This is a genomic window from Cupriavidus sp. FW305-26 (assembly GCF_058787975.1).
Window position 1 is genome coordinate 1 of record NZ_JBYTAH010000111.1, and the last position, 16,629, is coordinate 16,629.

The 16,629-nt window shown below is 66.8% G+C and carries 20 protein-coding genes; 13 read left to right on the forward strand and 7 right to left on the reverse strand.

Annotation, left to right across the window (positions count from 1 at the left end; translation table 11 throughout):
• Positions 1–268, forward strand: a 268-nt coding sequence (locus AC3WQZ_RS33760; protein WP_492302014.1) for a hypothetical protein, incomplete at its 5' end; no start/stop codon positions are given.
• A gap of 92 nt (positions 269–360) precedes the next feature.
• Here the strand turns inward: AC3WQZ_RS33760 and AC3WQZ_RS33765 are convergent.
• From AC3WQZ_RS33765 to AC3WQZ_RS33780, 4 genes are all read right to left on the reverse strand, one after another.
• The gene (locus AC3WQZ_RS33765; protein ID WP_010809914.1) at positions 361–1,137 is read right to left on the reverse strand and encodes an enoyl-CoA hydratase; all 777 of its coding nucleotides are present in this window, start codon (positions 1,135–1,137) and stop codon (positions 361–363) included.
• A gap of 93 nt (positions 1,138–1,230) precedes the next feature.
• On the reverse strand, positions 1,231–1,983 hold the full coding sequence (locus AC3WQZ_RS33770) for an amino acid ABC transporter ATP-binding protein (protein WP_010809913.1): 753 nt from the start codon (positions 1,981–1,983) through the stop codon (positions 1,231–1,233).
• A gap of 37 nt (positions 1,984–2,020) precedes the next feature.
• Positions 2,021–2,674 carry an amino acid ABC transporter permease gene (locus AC3WQZ_RS33775; protein ID WP_010809912.1) on the reverse strand — a complete coding sequence of 218 codons (654 nt, stop codon included), beginning with the start codon at positions 2,672–2,674 and terminating at the stop codon, positions 2,021–2,023.
• Between the two features lie 112 nt (positions 2,675–2,786).
• The gene (locus AC3WQZ_RS33780) at positions 2,787–3,572 is read right to left on the reverse strand and encodes an amino acid ABC transporter substrate-binding protein (RefSeq protein WP_010809911.1); all 786 of its coding nucleotides are present in this window, start codon (positions 3,570–3,572) and stop codon (positions 2,787–2,789) included.
• A gap of 267 nt (positions 3,573–3,839) precedes the next feature.
• Here AC3WQZ_RS33780 and paaG point away from each other — a divergent pair, with 267 nt between their 5' ends.
• Genes paaG through paaK form a run of 3 tightly spaced genes read left to right on the forward strand, consistent with a single transcriptional unit; the run spans position 3,840 to position 6,511 of the window.
• Positions 3,840–4,664 (forward strand): 2-(1,2-epoxy-1,2-dihydrophenyl)acetyl-CoA isomerase PaaG, encoded by an 825-nt coding sequence (paaG, locus tag AC3WQZ_RS33785; protein ID WP_011616102.1) that lies wholly within the window; start codon positions 3,840–3,842, stop codon positions 4,662–4,664.
• Positions 4,665–4,704: 40 nt separating this feature from the next.
• Positions 4,705–5,157: a hydroxyphenylacetyl-CoA thioesterase PaaI gene (gene paaI, locus AC3WQZ_RS33790; RefSeq protein ID WP_492302016.1), complete on the forward strand. Its 453-nt coding sequence runs from the start codon at positions 4,705–4,707 to the stop codon at positions 5,155–5,157.
• Between the two features lie 49 nt (positions 5,158–5,206).
• Positions 5,207–6,511, forward strand: coding sequence for a phenylacetate--CoA ligase PaaK (gene paaK, locus AC3WQZ_RS33795; RefSeq protein ID WP_011616103.1), 1,305 nt, complete (start codon positions 5,207–5,209; stop codon positions 6,509–6,511).
• A gap of 57 nt (positions 6,512–6,568) precedes the next feature.
• Here paaK and mltA read toward each other — a convergent pair whose 3' ends face one another.
• The gene (gene mltA, locus AC3WQZ_RS33800; protein WP_010809907.1) at positions 6,569–7,705 is read right to left on the reverse strand and encodes a murein transglycosylase A; all 1,137 of its coding nucleotides are present in this window, start codon (positions 7,703–7,705) and stop codon (positions 6,569–6,571) included.
• A 115-nt stretch (positions 7,706–7,820) separates the two neighbouring features.
• Between mltA and AC3WQZ_RS33805 the strand changes: the two genes are divergently transcribed.
• Positions 7,821–8,036: a hypothetical protein gene (locus tag AC3WQZ_RS33805; RefSeq protein WP_011616104.1), complete on the forward strand. Its 216-nt coding sequence runs from the start codon at positions 7,821–7,823 to the stop codon at positions 8,034–8,036.
• Between the two features lie 13 nt (positions 8,037–8,049).
• Here the strand turns inward: AC3WQZ_RS33805 and apaG are convergent, their stop codons facing one another.
• The gene (apaG, locus tag AC3WQZ_RS33810) at positions 8,050–8,424 is read right to left on the reverse strand and encodes a Co2+/Mg2+ efflux protein ApaG (protein ID WP_010809905.1); all 375 of its coding nucleotides are present in this window, start codon (positions 8,422–8,424) and stop codon (positions 8,050–8,052) included.
• Between the two features lie 241 nt (positions 8,425–8,665).
• On the opposite strand from apaG, the gene rpe reads away from it, so the two are divergent.
• The 8 genes from rpe (at position 8,666) to AC3WQZ_RS33850 (ending at position 16,099) form a co-directional block, all read left to right on the forward strand.
• Complete coding sequence (gene rpe, locus AC3WQZ_RS33815) at positions 8,666–9,367, forward strand: ribulose-phosphate 3-epimerase (RefSeq protein ID WP_010809904.1); 702 nt, start codon at positions 8,666–8,668, stop codon at positions 9,365–9,367.
• Positions 9,364–10,107, forward strand: a complete 744-nt coding sequence (gene gph, locus AC3WQZ_RS33820) for a phosphoglycolate phosphatase (protein WP_010809903.1) — start codon at positions 9,364–9,366, stop codon at positions 10,105–10,107. The genes rpe and gph overlap by 4 nt, the downstream gene beginning before the upstream one ends.
• Before the next feature lie 422 nt (positions 10,108–10,529).
• Positions 10,530–12,047, forward strand: a complete 1,518-nt coding sequence (gene trpE, locus AC3WQZ_RS33825; protein ID WP_010809902.1) for an anthranilate synthase component I — start codon at positions 10,530–10,532, stop codon at positions 12,045–12,047.
• A gap of 20 nt (positions 12,048–12,067) precedes the next feature.
• The gene (locus tag AC3WQZ_RS33830) at positions 12,068–12,637 is read left to right on the forward strand and encodes an aminodeoxychorismate/anthranilate synthase component II (RefSeq protein ID WP_010809901.1); all 570 of its coding nucleotides are present in this window, start codon (positions 12,068–12,070) and stop codon (positions 12,635–12,637) included.
• Positions 12,638–12,699: 62 nt separating this feature from the next.
• Positions 12,700–13,725 carry an anthranilate phosphoribosyltransferase gene (gene trpD / locus AC3WQZ_RS33835; RefSeq protein ID WP_143010719.1) on the forward strand — a complete coding sequence of 342 codons (1,026 nt, stop codon included), beginning with the start codon at positions 12,700–12,702 and terminating at the stop codon, positions 13,723–13,725.
• A gap of 11 nt (positions 13,726–13,736) precedes the next feature.
• Positions 13,737–14,540, forward strand: coding sequence for an indole-3-glycerol phosphate synthase TrpC (gene trpC, locus AC3WQZ_RS33840; RefSeq protein ID WP_010809899.1), 804 nt, complete (start codon positions 13,737–13,739; stop codon positions 14,538–14,540).
• 121 nt (positions 14,541–14,661) lie between these two features.
• A complete protein-coding gene (locus tag AC3WQZ_RS33845; RefSeq protein ID WP_492302017.1) occupies positions 14,662–15,291 on the forward strand; it encodes a CYTH domain-containing protein in 630 nt (209 codons plus the stop codon).
• Positions 15,292–15,322: 31 nt separating this feature from the next.
• Positions 15,323–16,099: a uracil-DNA glycosylase gene (locus AC3WQZ_RS33850; RefSeq protein ID WP_439668294.1), complete on the forward strand. Its 777-nt coding sequence runs from the start codon at positions 15,323–15,325 to the stop codon at positions 16,097–16,099.
• A 4-nt stretch (positions 16,100–16,103) separates the two neighbouring features.
• On the opposite strand, the gene AC3WQZ_RS33855 is transcribed toward AC3WQZ_RS33850, so the two are convergent.
• A complete protein-coding gene (locus AC3WQZ_RS33855; RefSeq protein ID WP_010809896.1) occupies positions 16,104–16,382 on the reverse strand; it encodes an acylphosphatase in 279 nt (92 codons plus the stop codon).
• Between the last annotated feature and the right edge of the window lie 247 nt (positions 16,383–16,629).

The following is a 16,629-nucleotide window of genomic DNA, read 5'->3' on the forward strand; positions in this document are numbered from 1 at the left end:
TTCAGCGCCGCTGCGTTGTCTGCAGCAGAGAAACGAGATTATGCAGAGCTTTCTTCGTTTCGTCAACCGTTTCAGCAACTTTTTTTGCTGCGGCCAGCGCGCCAACTTCGCTGCGCCAACCCTTCCGGTCGACCCCGCATCCCTTGCTGCGTCTGCTTTGCAGCGCTGCGTTGTGTGTTGCGAGGGGGCGAATATTAGGCCGGATTCGCGCACCTTGCAACAACTTTGTCACAACGATCCGCTAGGGGTTCCGGGGATTATGTCGTAAGCCATTGAGTGGCAAAGGAAATCCCCGAAATGACGAGTGCGGGAGAAACATAATACCCCCGCACTGCCCTCGGGTATTCCCTGATCCGGGCCTTAGCGATGCTGGAAATTCGGGCTGCGCTTCTCGACGAAAGCCGCCATGCCTTCCTTCTGGTCTTCGCTGGCGAAGGTGGCATGGAACAGCCGGCGCTCGAAGTGCACGCCTTCGGCCAGCGTGGTCTCGTAGGCGGCGTTGACCGACTCCTTGATCATCATGACCACCGGCAGCGAGAACCCGGCGATGGTCTCGGCGGCTGCCAGCACTTCGTCCAGCAGCTTGTCGGCCGGCACCACGCGCGACACCAGGCCCGAGCGCTCGGCTTCGGCGGCATCCATCATGCGCGAGGTCAGGCACAGGTCCATGGCCTTGGCCTTGGACACCGCGCGCGGCAGGCGCTGGGTGCCGCCGGCGCCGGGCATGGTGCCCAGCTTCACCTCGGGCTGGCCGAACTTGGCCGAATCCGCCGCGATGATGATGTCGCACATCATCGCCAGCTCGCAGCCGCCGCCCAGCGCATAGCCGGCCACGCCGGCAATCACCGGCTTGCGGATCTTGCGGATGGTTTCCCAGTTGCGCGTGATGTAATCGCCCTTGTACACATCCATGAAGGAATACTTGGCCATCATGCCGATATCGGCGCCGGCGGCAAAGGCGCGCTCGCTGCCGGTAATGACGATGGCGCCGATGCCCTCATCCTGGTCGAAGGCGGTCAGCGCGGCGCCAAGCTCGTCCATCAGCGCGTCATTGAGCGCGTTCAGGGCCTTCGGGCGGTTCAGCGTGACCAGGCCAACACGGCCACGGGTTTCGACCAGGATGTTTTCGTACGGCATGTCTTCTCCTATGTATTTGCAGGCGGATGGCACTGTCGCCACCGGCTGCGGGCTATTCTGCCACCTGTTGTGGCGTGGCGGCGCAGGCGCCCCCTAGAGCATGTGCGCCAGGAATTCGCGGGTGCGCGCGTGAGCTGGGGTCCCGAACACTTCCTCAGGCGACCCTTCCTCAAGAATCCTGCCCTCATCCATGAACACGACGTGGTTTGCCACTTCCCGCGCAAACCCCATCTCATGCGTGACGACCAGCATGGTCATATGTTCTTCGGCCAGTTGCCGCATGGTGCGCAGCACCTCCCCGGTCAGTTCCGGGTCCAGCGCCGAGGTCGGCTCGTCGAACAGCATGATGTCGGGCTCCATGGCCAGCGCCCGCGCAATCGCCACCCGCTGCTTCTGGCCGCCGGACAGGCGCGCCGGGTAGCTGTCCCGCTTGGCCAGCAGGCCGACCTTGCGCAGCAGCTCTTCGGCCTTGGGCACCACCGCGTCGCGCGCCAGTCCCTTGACGGTCATGGGGGCTTCGATGATGTTCTGCAGCACCGTCATATGCGGAAACAGGTTGAACGACTGGAACACCATGCCCATCTTCCGGCAGATGCGCCGCACTTCAGCGTCCGGCACATATCTGGCTGTGCCGTCAGGGCCGGCGGCTGTCAGCGCCTCGCCTTCGATTTCAAGGGTGCCGCGGTCAATCACCTCAAGATGATTCAGGCAGCGCAGCAAGGTACTCTTGCCCGAGCCCGAGGGCCCGATCACCGCGGTGACATCCCCCTTGCGCAAGGTCAGGGAGACACCGCGCAAGACCTCCAGTGGCCCGAACGATTTGAACAGATCCCGCGCCGCGATCATGATGCCGGGCGCATTGTGGGAATTGGCGCCGGTCGGGCTAGTCATCATGTTTGGCATAGCGTTTTTCGAGATTCTGGAAGAACCAGGTCAGAATCAGCGTCATCACCAGATAGAAGAGCGCAGCGACCAGAAAAGGCGTGGTGGTGAAATCACGCTGCACGATGCCGCGCGCGGTGCGAAGAATATCGTTGAGGGCCAGCACGTAGATCAGGGACGTGTCCTTGATCAGCGTAATGGTTTCATTGCTGACCGGCGGCAACACCCGGCTGACCATCTGCGGCAGCACGACCCGCCGCATGGTCTGGAAATAGGTCATGCCCAGCGCCTTGCTGGCCTCATACTGGCCGCGATCGACCGACTTGATCCCGGCGCGGAAGATTTCCGCGAAATAGGCCGCGTAGTTCAGGGCGAAAGCCACCACCGCCGCGGGAAAGTCAGGCAGGCGCACGCCGATGACGGGCACGAACGGCAGTGCGAAATAAATAAACAGCATCTGCAGCATCAGCGGCGTGCCGCGCATCAGCCAGATATAGCCATTGACCAGGCCGCTCAGCCACGGCCATGACGAGATGCGTGCCAGCGCCAGCGCCAGCCCCAGCGGCACTGACAGGGCGAGCGTGATGGCGAATAGTGTGAGCGTGACTTGCGCACCCTGCGCCAATGGCGCCAGAAGAGATAAGACGTAGTCCATGCTCGCGCGAAACAAGAAGGAGGTGGGATCCCGGGCGCCGGGACGGCGCCCTGGGTCCGGACATGGCGCGGCGCCCTGCCTGAACGGCGCAGGGCGTCACGCAGCGTCTGGATTACTTGGTGATGTCAGTGCCGAACCACTGGGTGGCGATGCGGGCTGCCGTGCCATCCTGCTTCATCGAGGCCAGGGTCTTGTCGAGCTTGCCGAGCAGCTCGGCGTCATCCTTGCGCACGCCGACGCCATATTCTTCCGTGCCGAAGTTTTCCTCCAGCACCTTGTATTCGCCGGCACGCTTGCTGATCAGGTAGCGGCCTACCACTTCATCCACCACAATTGCGTCAAGGCGGCCGGTCGACAGGTCCATCAGCGCCGTCACGTTATCGCCGAAGGTCTTGAGTTCCTTCAGACTGGCGGCGACCTGGCTTTCCTTCTTGATCGCATCCACCGCGCTGCTGCCGTCCTGCGCGCCGACGATGCGGCCGGCCAGGTCGGCCTTGGCTTTCACCGGCGAGCTGGCACCGACGATGACGATCTGGTGGTTGGTCATATAGGGCGCGGTGAAGCTGATGTTCTTCTTGCGCTCTTCGGTGATGGTCAGCCCGTTCCACAGCACATCCACGCGCTTGCCGTTAAGTTCCGCCTCCTTGGCGCTCCAGTCGATCGGCTTGAACTCGACCGTCATGCCGAGACGGCGGCTGGCCTCCTTGGCCATGTCGATATCGAAGCCGACCAGCTCGTTGTTGTTATCGCGAAAACCCATGGGCGGGAAGTTGTCGTCCAGGCCGACAATGATCTTGGTGGCCGTGTCGGCGCCGGCAGCGGAGGCCGCTTCTTTCTTGCCGCACGCCGCAAACAGCGCCACGGACGAAATCAGGAGTAATGCAGCGATCTTCTTCATAGGAATTCCAAAGCGAATAGGCGAGCATGCCGGGATCCGCACACAGATGTCGGCCGGCAGGTTTCAGATTGTTGTTGGCAGCGCGATTATAGAGCGACGCCCGCGCCCGGCATTGCGGACCCTGCCGGCCTTGGAAGCCACGTGCCAACCGGCAGCCCAAAAATAGTGCTAACATTTGCCGACCGACTGGTCGGTTTATTTAAGAGGCGCCGTCGACAACAGCCGCCCGCGCCGACCGCGACAAAATATCCGGCAGGAGACAACCCAATGCCCCCGATGTCCACCTCCGCTGGCCAGCCGGTCAGCATCGATGCCGGCCCGGTCTTGCTGCAATGGCAGGGCCCGGTGGCCGTGATCACCCTGAACCGCCCCGACAAGCTCAACAGCTTCACCCGCGCGATGCACCAGGCGCTGCAGCAGGCGCTCGACCATGTCGAGGCCGGCGGCGCGCGCGCCCTGCTGCTGACCGGTGCGGGCCGTGGCTTCTGCGCCGGCCAGGACCTGGCCGACCTGGATTTCACGCCGGGGCACATGACCGACCTGGGCGAGCTGATCGATACCTGGTTCAACCCGCTGATCCGCCGGCTGCAGGCCCTGCCGCTGCCAGTGGTGGCCGCGGTCAACGGCACCGCGGCCGGCGCCGGCGCCAACCTGGCGCTGGCCTGCGACATGGTGCTGGCGGCGCGCTCGGCCAGCTTTATCCAGGCTTTCGTCAAGATCGGGCTGGTGCCGGATTCGGGCGGCTCCTGGCTGCTGCCGAAGCGCATCGGCATGGCGCGCGCGCTGGGCCTGGCCATGACCGGCGAGCGGCTGAGCGCCGAAGAGGCCGAGAAATGGGGGCTGGTCTGGGAGACCATGGACGACCCGCTGCTGCCGGAACAGGCGCTGGCGCTGGCCACGCACCTGGCCGGGCAGCCGACCCGCGCGCTGGCCGCGATCAAGCGCGCCATGCATGCCAGCGCCACCGCCACGCTGGACGCCCAGCTGGACCTGGAGCGCGACCTGCAGCGCGAGCTCGGCCAGTCCGCCGACTATGCTGAGGGCGTCAACGCCTTCCTCGAAAAGCGCGCCCCGCACTTCACCGGCAAGTAAGCCGCGCGGGCCTGCCCGCCACTCTATATAGGAGACCAGCTTGAAACAGGACCCCCAGGCCCTCGCCGAAGCGGCCGCCGCCGCCATGTATGAAGCCGACACCTGCAGCCGCTGGCTGGGCATCACGGTCGAGGCCGTGCGGCCCGGCTACGCCCGGCTGACCATGCCGGTGCGCAAGGAATTCCTCAACGGGCACGGCATCTGCCACGGCGGCCTGATGTTCACGCTGGCCGATTCGACCTTCGCTTTTGCCTGCAACAGCCATAACATCAACACCGTGGCGGCAGGTTGCAGCATCGAGTTCCTCAAGCCCGTGCACGGCGGCGACGTGCTGACCGCCGAGGCCACCGAGCAGGTCCTGTCCGGCCGGCACGGCATCTACGATATCCGCGTGACCAACGCCGCGGGCCAGGTGGTGGCGATGTTCCGCGGCAAGTCGGCGCAGATCAGGGGACATGTGGTGCCGCCGCCGGAAGGGACGAAAGGCACCTGAGCAAATCCGGCAAGATACTTAAGATAAACGCCCCCGTGCAGGAGACGACATGAGCACGCGCCTGACCGATCTGCCCCTGGATGCGATCGAGACCGCCAGCCGCGCCGAGCTGCAGGCCTTGCAGCTGGAGCGGCTGAGATGGTCGCTCAACCACGCCTACGCCAATTCGCCGGTGTACCGCCGCAAGTTCGACGAAGCCGGGGTCCACCCCGACCAGCTGCATTCGCTGGCCGACCTGGCGCGCTTCCCGTTCACCAGCAAGCAGGACCTGCGCGACAACTACCCGTTCGGCATGTTCGCGGTGCCGCAGGACCGCGTGGCGCGCATCCACGCCTCGTCCGGCACCACCGGCAAGCCCACCGTGGTCGGCTACACGCTCCAGGACATCGACAACTGGGCCACGGTGATGGCGCGCTCGATCCGCGCCTCGGGCGCGCGGCGCGGCGACAAGGTGCACATCAGCTACGGCTACGGGCTCTTTACCGGCGGCCTGGGCGCCCACTACGGCGTGGAAAAGGCCGGCCTGACCGCGATCCCCTTCGGCGGCGGCCAGACCGAGCGCCAGGTGCAGCTGATCCAGGACTTCAAGCCCGAGGTCATCATGGTGACGCCCAGCTATATGCTGGCGATCGCCGACGAGTTCGAGCGCCAGGGCATCGACCCGGCCAGCAGCTCGCTGCGCGTGGGCATCTTCGGCGCGGAGCCGTGGACGCCGGAAATGCGGCTGGCGATCGAGAAGCGCATGGGCATCTCGGCAGTCGATATCTATGGCCTGTCAGAGGTGATGGGCCCGGGCGTGGCCAATGAGTGCGCCGAGACCAAGGACGGGCCGACCATCTGGGAAGACCATTTCTACCCCGAGATCATCGATCCCGACACCGGCGCAGTGCTGCCCGACGGGGAGTTCGGCGAGCTGGTGTTCACCTCGCTGACCAAGGAGGCGATGCCTGTGGTGCGCTACCGCACCCGCGACCTGACCCGGCTGCTGCCGGGCACGGCGCGCCCGGCATTCCGCCGCATGGAGAAGATCACCGGCCGCACCGACGACATGATGATCGTGCGCGGGGTCAACGTGTTCCCGTCGCAGATCGAGGAACTGATCCTCAAGCACGCCGAGCTGGCGCCGCACTACCAGTGCGTGCTGGCCAAGGACGGCCACATGGACACGCTGACGGTGCGCGTGGAATGCGCCCACGGCAGCGAGCCCGCGCTGGCGCAAGGCGCGCGCGAGCGGCTGGCGCAGGAGATCAAGGCCTATATCGGCGTCACCGCCGGCATCGAGGTGCTGCCGGAGGGCGGCGTCGAGCGCTCGGTGGGCAAGGCGCGGCGGATCGTCGACCAGCGCCCGCGCTGAGGGCTGTCCACCATGAAGAAAGGGCGCCGCGATGGCGCCCTTTTTGCGTTGCCGAGGTCAGCTGCGCGGCATCAGCACCCACATGCGGCCGCCCTGCTTCATGCGGCCCGCGGTCTCGCCGGCGGCATCGCCCGCACCCCAGAAGAAATCCGCGCGCACCCCGCCCTTGATGGCGCTGCCGGTGTCCTGCGCGAACATCAGCCGCTGGATCGGCTCGGTCGACAGCGGGCGCGTGGTCGACAGGAATACCGGCACCCCCAGCGGGATGGTGGCCGGGTCGACCGCGATCGAGCGCTCCGCGGTCAGCGGCACGCCCAGCGCGCCCACCGGGCCGTCGTTGTTGGCCGGCAGCTCGCGGAAGAAGACAAAGCGCGGGTTGATGTTGAGCATCTCGTCGACGCGGCCCGGGTTGGCGCGCGCCCACGCCTTGATGCCCTGCATGGTGGCCTGTGCCGGCGTGATCTCGCCGCGGTCCAGCAGCCATTTGCCGAAGGAGCGGAACGGCTGTTCGTTGGTGCCGCCGAAGCCCACCCGCATGATGCTGCCATCGGCCATGCGGATGCGGCCCGAGCCCTGGATCTGCAGGAAGGCGGCCTCGACCGCGTCATCCACCCAGACCAGCTCGCTGCCGCGCATGGCCGGGTTCTGCAGCAGCTCGGCGCGGGCCGGCAGCGGGCGGTTGCCGAACTGCGCCGGCTTGCGGTACAGCGGCACCTGGAACTTGCCCTGGCGCGTGCGCGAGCCGTGCAGGATCGGTTCGTAGTAGCCGGTGATCAGGCCGTAGTCAGTGCCATCGCCGTTGACCACGCGGTACGGCTGGAAGTTGCTTTCGAAATAGGCGCGCATGGCGTTGAGGTTGCCGGCATCGACCATCATGCCGGCGGCACAGGCGCGGCTCCACTCGGCGCGCTTCTTCAGCGCCTGGCAGCTGGCCTGCAGCGCGGGCCAGGCGGCGCGCACGTCGTCCTGGGCCCAGCCGCCGATCTCGGCCCAGCTGGCGGCCTGCAGACTGCCTTTCTGCGACGAGGCCGTCGGCGGCGTGGTGCCGGCCGGGCCGGTCTCGATGCGCGGCGGCGGGCCGCTCATGCAGCCGGCCAGCAGCACGGCCGCGCCGGACAGCGCCAGCCAGCCGCGAATGCGCAGCGAGCGCCAGGGAGAAACCGGGGAAATCGGGAAAGAGTCTGCGTATGCCATCTTGCTATTGTTCAAAATCCGGGCCGGCGCAGCTTGCGGGGCCGATTGCCCCTACAATCCCACCGTCATCCTTCAACCACCGCCTGCGCCCCCGCGGGCCTGCGCTGCATCCGCCATGAGCAAGTTCTTCGAAGCCCATCCCATGCTGCTGTTCGCCCTGGAAGCCGGCGTGGCGCTGTTCCTGCTGATCTTTATCGTGGTCTGGACCATGGGCACGGCGAAAACGAACCCGCGTCCCACGCGCGCCCCGTCCGAGCATCCGTCGCGCCAGCCGGCGCAGGGCGCCGCTGAAGCGCCGCCGCAGGATCAGGACAGCGCATCGCGCCAATAGGTTCCCGGCAGGGTCAGTGCAGCATGCGCGGCAGCACCAGCGCGAATTCAGGGATCGGTACCTCGAAGCGGTGGCCGTCCTCGGCCACGCAGAAGTATTCGCCCTTCATCGATCCCACCGGGGTCGAGATGGTGGCCCAGCTGGTGTATTCGAAATGCTCGCCCGGCTTGAGCAGCGGCTGGTGGCCGACCACGCCCAGGCCCGCCACTTCCTGCGTGCCGTTGTCGCTGTCGGTGATGACCCAGTGGCGCGAGATCAGCTGCGCCGCCACCTCGCCGGTATTGTGGATGGTAATGGTGTAGGCGAAGGCATGGCGCCCGCGCTCAGGTTCTGACTGGTCCGGCAGGTACTGGGTGCGTACCGAGACGGAGAAAGCGTACTCGCTCATCGTGGGCAGGGCCGGCGTGAGGCGCCAGGCAGGGAAGTGGGTAGCCGCATTGTGCGGGATGGCCGCGGCACGGGCAAGAGCACGGGCAAGATCACCGAGCGCCGGGGCAGCGGTAGAATATAGCCCTTTCAGGTCCGGGCCGCGCCGGACGCCCCGCCTGATCCCCTCTGGCGCCCGCCCCTGGGCGCGCCAGAGACGCAAAAAACAGCATTCCCCAGCACCCCACCTACTAGCCGCCGACATGAGCACGCCCACCTACCGCATCGCCCCGTCCATCCTGTCCGCCGACTTTGCCCGCCTGGGCGAGGAAGTGCGCCGCGTGACCGAGGCCGGCGCCGACTGGATCCACTTCGACGTGATGGACAACCATTACGTGCCCAACCTGACCGTGGGCCCGCTGGTGTGCGAGGCGATCCGCCCGCACGTGACCGCGCCGATCGACGTGCACCTGATGGTGCGCCCGGTGGACCGGATCATCCCGGACTTTGCCAAGGCGGGCGCCAATATCATCACCTTCCACCCGGAAGCCAGCGAGCACGTGGACCGCTCGCTCGCGCTGATCCGCGACCACGGCTGCCAGGCCGGCCTGGTGTTCAACCCGGCCACGCCGCTGCACCACCTGGACCACGTGATGGACCGCCTGGACGTGATCCTGCTGATGTCGGTCAACCCGGGCTTCGGCGGCCAGTCGTTCATTCCCGAGACGCTCAACAAGCTGCGCGCCGTGCGCCAGCGCATCGATGAGTACACCGCCCGCACCGGCCGCACCATCCTGCTGGAAGTGGACGGCGGCGTGAAGGTAGACAACATCGCCGAGATCGCCGCGGCCGGCGCCGACACCTTCGTGGCGGGCTCGGCCGTGTTCGGCAAGCCCGATGCGGACGGCGGTTACCGCGGCATCATCTCGGCGCTGCGCGGCGAACTGGCCAAGGCCGGGCAATGACCGAGGGCGTGTTCCTGCGCCGCAACGACTGGCGCGGCATCGAAGGCGTGATCGTCGACCTCGACGGCACCATGGTCGACACCGCGGGCGACTTCCACGCCTCGATCAACGCCATGCTGCTGGCGCTGGGCCGCCAGCACCCCAACCTGGGGCCGGCAGCGCCGATGTCGGAGGCGGAGATCGTCAGCTATGTCGGCAAGGGCTCGGAAAACCTGATCCGGCGCGTGCTGGACGCGCGCTTCTCGCCGCTGCACGCCAACAGCCTGTTCGCCGACGCCTATGCGCTGTACGACCGCGAGTACATCCGCATCAACGGCCAGTTCTCGCAGGTCTACCCCGGCGTGCGCGAAGGCCTGGCGGCGATGAAGGCGGCCGGGCTGCGCCTGGCCTGCGTGACCAACAAGCCCTACAGCTTCACCGAGCCGCTGCTGGCCAAGACCGGCCTCGCCCAGTACTTCGAGCTGGTCTACGGTGGCGACGCCTTCCCGCTGCGCAAGCCCGACCCCTTCCCGCTGCTGAAAGTGGCCGACGCCTTCGGGCTGGAGCCGTCGGCAATGGCGGCGCTGGGCGACTCGGAAAACGACGCGCAGGCGGCCCGCGCGGCCGGCATGGGCGTGCTGCTGGTGCCCTATGGCTACAACCATGGCAACCCTGTACAAGCCGTTGACGCCGATGGTATAGTCGACTCCATTGCCCACGCCGCAGCGCTGTTTGCAGCACACTGGGCAGGTCATCGATAGTCCGAAATTTCGTCGATCCCGACCAAACCCCAAACATTTCATGTTTCTCAACCGCAAACGCATCTCTTCTGGCAGTGATCGGCAGGCTTGGCCCTGGCGTCGCTGGCGCGCCTCCCAACAGGCGTAAAGTGCGTTCGCGAGTCTGCTGACGAGCCCTCGACCCGAGGGCCTCGCCACACCGGCCCAGCTGCCGGGCATTCCCACCAAAACCCGCCGCAAGCCAGCGTAGCCGCCATATTCGTGTGCTACGTTTAGCTCAAGAACGCGCCGCACGCCCTTCCCCGGCCGTGTGCAGTCTTGTCCGCAAGCCGCTTGCACCACGGCCCGCCAACGGGGCGGGTATCCATTCGCTCCAGCCTGATTGCCGACAAGCGGCGCCGCGCCCCTCCACCGCGCAGCGCGCGCCGCACAAGAGGACCGACATGACCGAACTGGAATTCAAATCGCTGGCCGACCAGGGCTACAACCGCATCCCGCTGATCGCCGAGGCCTTTGCCGACCTGGAAACGCCGCTGTCGCTGTACCTGAAGCTGGCCCAGTCGCAGACGCGCGGCGTCAACACCTTCCTGCTGGAATCGGTGGTGGGCGGCGAGCGCTTCGGGCGCTTTTCGTTTATCGGCCTGCATGCCCGCACGCTGCTGCGCGCCTTCGGCAACCGCACCGAGGTGGTGACCGACGGCAAGGTGGTGGAAACCCACGAAGGCAACCCGCTCGACTTCATCGCCGAGTTCGAACAGCGCTTCAAGGTGGCGCTGCGCCCGGGGCTGCCACGCTTCTGCGGCGGCCTGGCCGGCTACTTCGGCTACGACGCGGTGCGCTATATCGAGAAGAAGCTCGCCGACACGCACAAGCCCGATGACCTGAACCTGCCGGACATCCAGCTGCTGCTGTGCGAGGAACTGGCCGTCATCGACAACCTGTCGGGCAAGCTCTACCTGATCGTCTACGCCGACCCGACCACGCCGGAAGCCTATTCGCGCGCCCGCCAGCGCCTGCGCGAGCTGCGCATGAAGCTGCGCCAGCCGGTGGATGTGCCGGTCACCAGCCCGTCGGTGCAGACCGAGGTCTACCGCGAATTCGCCAAGGCCGACTACCTGGCCGCGGTGCACAAGGCCAAGGAATACATCATGGCCGGCGACATGATGCAGGTGCAGATCGGGCAGCGCCTGGTCAAGCCTTACCGTGACGCGCCGCTTTCGCTGTACCGCGCGCTGCGTTCGCTGAACCCGTCGCCGTACATGTACTTCTACAACTTCGGCGACTTCCAGGTGGTGGGCGCCTCGCCGGAGATCCTGGTGCGCCAGGAAGAGCGCAAGGTCGGCACCAACGGCGACATGCGCAGCGAACACATCGTCACCATCCGCCCGCTGGCCGGCACGCGCCCGCGTGGCAATACGCCGGAGAAGGACGCCCAGCTCGCCACCGAGCTGCTGCAGGATCCGAAGGAGATCGCCGAGCACGTGATGCTGATCGACCTTGCGCGCAACGATATCGGCCGCATCGCCGAAACCGGTTCGGTCAAGGTCACCGACAAGATGGTGATCGAGAAGTACTCGCACGTGCAGCATATCGTCAGCTCGGTCGAAGGCACGCTGCGCGAAGGCATCAGCAACCTGGACGTGCTGCGCGCGACCTTCCCGGCCGGCACGCTGTCGGGCGCGCCCAAGGTCCATGCGATGGAGATCATCGACGAGCTGGAACCGCGCAAGCGTGGCATCTATGGCGGCGCGGTGGGCTACCTGTCGTTCGGCGGCGAGATGGACCTGGCGATCGCGATCCGCACCGGCATCGTCAAGGACGGCAACCTCTACGTGCAAGCCGCCGCCGGCATCGTTGCCGACTCGGATCCCGAAGCCGAATGGAGGGAAACCGAAGCCAAGGCGCGCGCCGTGATCCGCGCCGCCGAGCAGGTCCAGGATGGCCTGGACTCCGACATCTGAGAGAACAGGAGACAGACGCCATGCTGCTGATGATCGACAACTACGATTCGTTCACCTATAACCTGGTCCAGTATTTCGGCGAACTGGGCGAGGACGTGCGCACCTACCGCAACGACGAGATCACCATCGAGGAGATCGAGGCGCTCAAGCCGGACCACATCTGCGTCTCGCCCGGGCCGTGCAGCCCGAAGGAAGCCGGCATCTCGGTGGCGGCGCTGCAGCACTTTGCCGGCAAGATCCCGCTGCTGGGCGTGTGCCTGGGCCACCAGGCCATCGGCGAGGCCTTTGGCGGCAAGGTGATCCGCGCCAAGCAGGTGATGCACGGCAAGGTCAGCACCATCGAGACCACGCAGCAAGGCGTGTTCGCCGGACTGCCCAGGCACTTCGACGTGACGCGCTATCATTCACTTGCGATCGAGCGCGAAACCCTGCCCGATTGCCTGGAGATCACCGCCTGGACCCCGGACGGCGAGATCATGGGCGTGCGCCACAAGACGCTCGCCGTTGAAGGCGTGCAGTTCCATCCCGAGTCGATCCTGTCCGAACATGGCCATGCGCTGCTGGCCAACTTCGTCAAGGCGCCGCGATGAGACTGCTCGATTCCGCACCTTCCAGCCCGCACCACGCCATCCAGACTGTCAACGAGAACGCCATGATCACGCCGCAAGAAGCCCTGACGCGCTGCATCGAGCACCGCGAAATCTTCCATGACGAGATGCTGCACCTGATGCGGCAGATCATGCAGGGGCAGATCTCGCCGGTGATGGCCGCCGCAATCCTGACCGGCCTGCGCGTCAAGAAGGAAACCATCGGCGAGATCTCCGCCGCCGCGCAGGTGATGCGCGAGTTCGCCAACAAGGTGCCGGTGGCCGATCGCGAAAACTTCGTCGATATCGTCGGCACCGGCGGCGATGGCTCGCACACCTTCAATATCTCGACCGCATCGATGTTCGTCGCGGCCGCCGCCGGCGCCAGGATCGCCAAGCATGGCAACCGCGGCGTCAGCTCCAAGTCGGGCAGCGCGGACGTGCTGGAAGCGCTGGGCGTGAACATCATGCTGACGCCCGAGCAGGTCGGCCAGTGCATCGAAGAGACCGGCATCGGCTTCATGTTCGCGCCCACGCACCACCCGGCGATGAAGAACGTCGCCCCGATCCGCAAGGAGATGGGCGTGCGCACCATCTTCAATATCCTGGGCCCGCTGACCAACCCGGCCGATGCGCCCAACATCCTGATGGGCGTGTTCCATCCCGACCTGGTCGGCATCCAGGTGCGCGTGATGCAGCGCCTGGGCGCGAAGCATGCCATCGTGGTGTACGGCAAGGACGGCATGGACGAGGTCTCGCTTGGCGCCGCCACGCTGGTGGGCGAACTGAAGGACGGCGAGGTGCGCGAATATGAGATCCACCCCGAGGACTTCGGCCTGCAGATGATCTCCAACCGCGGCCTGAAGGTGGCCGATGCGACGGAGTCGAAGGAAATGCTGCTTGAAGCGCTGACCAACGTACCGGGCACGCCGCGCGAGATCGTCTCGCTGAACGCCGGCACCGCGCTGTACGCCGCCAACGTGGCCGACTCCGTCGAAGACGGCATCCGCCGCGCGCGCGAGGCGATTGCCAGCGGCGCGGCGCAAGAGAAGCTCGACCAGTTCGTGCGCGCCACCCAGCAGTTCAAGTAAGAGACGCGAATATGTCCGACATCCTGCAAAAGATCCTGGCCGTAAAGGCCGACGAGGTCGCCGCCGCACGCAAGAAGCGCGACCTGCCCAGCCTGCGCGCGGAGGCCGAAAGCCTGCGCACTGAGCCGGGCCTGGCACCGCGCGGCTTTGAGCGCGCGCTGCGCGAGAAGATCGCCGCCGGCCAGGCCGGCGTGATCGCCGAGGTCAAGAAGGCATCGCCGTCCAAGGGCGTGCTGCGCGAGCACTTCGTGCCCGAGGCCATTGCCGAAAGCTACGCCAGCCATGGCGCTGCCTGTTTATCGGTGCTGACCGACGTGAACTTCTTCCAGGGACACGCCGACTACCTGAAGCGCGCCCGCGGCGCCTGCCCATTGCCGGCCCTGCGCAAGGACTTCATGGTCGACCTGTACCAGGTGTATGAAGCGCGCACCTGGGGCGCCGACTGCATCCTGCTGATCGTCGCCGCGCTGGACCCGGGCCTGATGGCCGAACTGGAAGCCTGTGCGCTTGAGCTCGGCATGGATGTGCTGGTGGAAGTGCACGGCGACGACGAGCTCGACGCGGCGCTGCGCCTGAAAACGCCGCTGCTCGGCGTGAACAACCGCAACCTGCGCACCTTCGAGGTGTCGCTGGACAACACGCTGGACCTGCTGCCGCATATGCCGGCCGACAAGCTGGTGGTGACCGAGTCCGGCATCCTCGGCCAGGCCGATGTGAAGCGCATGCGCGATGCCAACGTGCATGCGTTCCTGGTGGGCGAAGCGTTTATGCGGGCGCCGGATCCGGGCGTGGAGCTGGCACGGCTGTTTGCCTGAGCTAACGCCTGCCGACGCACGCTGGCGGTTTGCTCCCTTCTCCCGCAAGCGGGAGAGGGGGCCGGCTAGCGGTGACTGGAAAGACATCGCCCTCGCCAACCCTCTGAAATCGCCTGCTGCCATGCCCCAGGAAATCGAACTGAAACTCGCCGTCCCCGACGACGCTCTGGCCCCGCTGGCCGCCTGGCTCGACGCCAACGGCGCCCCGCAGGGCGAAGCCACGCTGCTCAACGTCTACCTCGATACCCCGCAACGTGAGCTGGCACAGGCGCGCGCCGCGCTGCGGCTGCGCCGCAAGGGCGCGCAATGGCTGCAGACGCTGAAGACCGCCGGCAGCAGCCAGGGCGGCCTGGCCACGCGCCATGAATGGGAGACGGAGATCGCCGGCGAGGCCATCGAGCTGCAAACCTTTCCCGCGGAAGCGCAAACCGTGCTCGCGCCACTGATCGGCCGGCTGGCACCGGTGTTCCGCACCGACTTCGTCCGCCGCACCTGGCTGGTCACGCAGGACGGCGCCCGCATCGAGGCCGCGCTCGACACCGGCACCATCGCCGCGCCGGCCAGCGCCGCGCAGGAACCCATCCAGGAACTCGAACTGGAATGGCTCGATGGCGACGCCGCGCACGCGGCCGATGCCCTGCGCGCCTTTGCCGCGCGGCTGGCCACCGTTGCCGCGCTGGCACCGTCGGACCTTAGCAAGGCCGCCCGCGGCTACCGCCTGGCGGGAATCGCCGAAGGCAAGGCCTCATAATCGCGGTTTTCCCGCCAAGCTTTCCTTACACATGCAAGCCGATCTCTTCGCCGCCGAAGCCCCCCGCGTCCCCGGCGAGCCGTCCCCTGCCGCCAGCCTGCAGGCCCAGGCCGACGCGCTGCCCGCCGCCTGGCGCACATTGCTGGACCCGTGCATCCGCGTGCCGGCGTGGCAGGAGCTGGCCGCCTTTGTCGACGGCGAACGTGCCGCCGGCAAGCCGGTATTCCCGCACCATGTCTTCCACGCGCTGCACCTGACCCCGCCCGACGCGGTCAAGGTGGTGATCCTGGGCCAGGACCCCTACCACGGCACCGGCACGGTCGGCGGCGTTGAGCTGCCGCAGGCGCACGGGCTGGCGTTCTCGGTGCCGGAAGGCATCAGGGTGCCGCCCAGCCTGCGCAACATCTTCAAGGAAATCGCCGCGGAGTTCGGTGCCAACGACAACTGCGCGCCGCGCGCCTCCGGCAACCTGGAAGGCTGGGCGCGCCAGGGCGTGCTGCTGCTCAACACCGTGCTGACGGTGGAACAGGGCCAGGCCGCCAGCCATGCGCGGCGAGGCTGGGAAGCCGTCACCGATTGCCTGATCCAGAACCTCGCCGCCAGCCGCCCGAGTCTTGTGTTCATGCTGTGGGGCAGCCACGCGCAGGCCAAGAAGCCGCTGCTGGGCGCCGGCCACTGCGTGCTGGAAGCGCCGCATCCGTCGCCGCTGTCGGCGCACCGGGGCTTCCTGGGCTGCGGGCACTTCCGCGAGGCCAACCGCTGGCTGGAAGCGAACGGCCGCACGCCGGTCGACTGGACCGCGGCCTAGTCCATCAGATCGTCGGCCGGAATTCGAAACCGGCAAACTCCCCTTCCCCAGGCCCGACCTCGACCAGCGTCACCTGCGCGGCCGGCGGGCCCTGTTCCATCCACGCCTGCAGGGCTTCGAGCTGCCTGACCGTGCCGTGCGCCATCACCTCGACGGTGCCGTCGAGCCGGTTGCGCACCCAGCCGCCAAGCTCAAGGTCGTCCGCCGCGTCGGCGCAGGCGGCGCGGTAGCCCACGCCCTGCACGCGCCCATGCGCGACCAGGCGCCAGGTTTCCTTCTTCATGGCTTTTCCCTTTGGGCGCACGCCGGCAGCGTGCGCGATCTGTCATCCACACCAAGTAAACTAGACCGCCATGCCGGGCGTTACAAAGGGAAGCGCGCCGCCCGGCGTGAAGCCGGCGGCATGCGGGCTTTGCCATTGTCCGCCAGGGCCGCGAATCAGGGCTGGGCCACAAGCCTTGCCATCCAAGCTCGATACAGCCCGAGAAGCGCCCATGATGCCACCCGCCGACCGCCGCGCGGCCCCGCCC

Excerpts from the sequence above, each read along its gene's own strand:
- trpE (WP_010809902.1), top strand. The coding sequence starts at position 10,530 with ATGACCGAACTGGAATTCAAATCGCTGGCCGACCAGGGCTACAACCGC.
- paaG (WP_011616102.1), top strand. The coding sequence starts at position 3,840 with ATGCCCCCGATGTCCACCTCCGCTGGCCAGCCGGTCAGCATCGATGCC.
- AC3WQZ_RS33765 (WP_010809914.1), bottom strand. The coding sequence starts at position 1,137 with ATGCCGTACGAAAACATCCTGGTCGAAACCCGTGGCCGTGTTGGCCTG.
- AC3WQZ_RS33830 (WP_010809901.1), top strand. The coding sequence starts at position 12,068 with ATGCTGCTGATGATCGACAACTACGATTCGTTCACCTATAACCTGGTC.
- apaG (WP_010809905.1), bottom strand. The coding sequence starts at position 8,424 with ATGAGCGAGTACGCTTTCTCCGTCTCGGTACGCACCCAGTACCTGCCG.
- AC3WQZ_RS33770 (WP_010809913.1), bottom strand. The coding sequence starts at position 1,983 with ATGATCGCGGCGCGGGATCTGTTCAAATCGTTCGGGCCACTGGAGGTC.
- mltA (WP_010809907.1), bottom strand. The coding sequence starts at position 7,705 with ATGGCATACGCAGACTCTTTCCCGATTTCCCCGGTTTCTCCCTGGCGC.
- rpe (WP_010809904.1), top strand. The coding sequence starts at position 8,666 with ATGAGCACGCCCACCTACCGCATCGCCCCGTCCATCCTGTCCGCCGAC.
- AC3WQZ_RS33855 (WP_010809896.1), bottom strand. The coding sequence starts at position 16,382 with ATGAAGAAGGAAACCTGGCGCCTGGTCGCGCATGGGCGCGTGCAGGGC.
- AC3WQZ_RS33780 (WP_010809911.1), bottom strand. The coding sequence starts at position 3,572 with ATGAAGAAGATCGCTGCATTACTCCTGATTTCGTCCGTGGCGCTGTTT.
- paaK (WP_011616103.1), top strand. The coding sequence starts at position 5,207 with ATGAGCACGCGCCTGACCGATCTGCCCCTGGATGCGATCGAGACCGCC.
- AC3WQZ_RS33850 (WP_439668294.1), top strand. The coding sequence starts at position 15,323 with ATGCAAGCCGATCTCTTCGCCGCCGAAGCCCCCCGCGTCCCCGGCGAG.
- AC3WQZ_RS33805 (WP_011616104.1), top strand. The coding sequence starts at position 7,821 with ATGAGCAAGTTCTTCGAAGCCCATCCCATGCTGCTGTTCGCCCTGGAA.
- trpD (WP_143010719.1), top strand. The coding sequence starts at position 12,700 with ATGATCACGCCGCAAGAAGCCCTGACGCGCTGCATCGAGCACCGCGAA.
- gph (WP_010809903.1), top strand. The coding sequence starts at position 9,364 with ATGACCGAGGGCGTGTTCCTGCGCCGCAACGACTGGCGCGGCATCGAA.
- AC3WQZ_RS33845 (WP_492302017.1), top strand. The coding sequence starts at position 14,662 with ATGCCCCAGGAAATCGAACTGAAACTCGCCGTCCCCGACGACGCTCTG.
- trpC (WP_010809899.1), top strand. The coding sequence starts at position 13,737 with ATGTCCGACATCCTGCAAAAGATCCTGGCCGTAAAGGCCGACGAGGTC.
- AC3WQZ_RS33775 (WP_010809912.1), bottom strand. The coding sequence starts at position 2,674 with ATGGACTACGTCTTATCTCTTCTGGCGCCATTGGCGCAGGGTGCGCAA.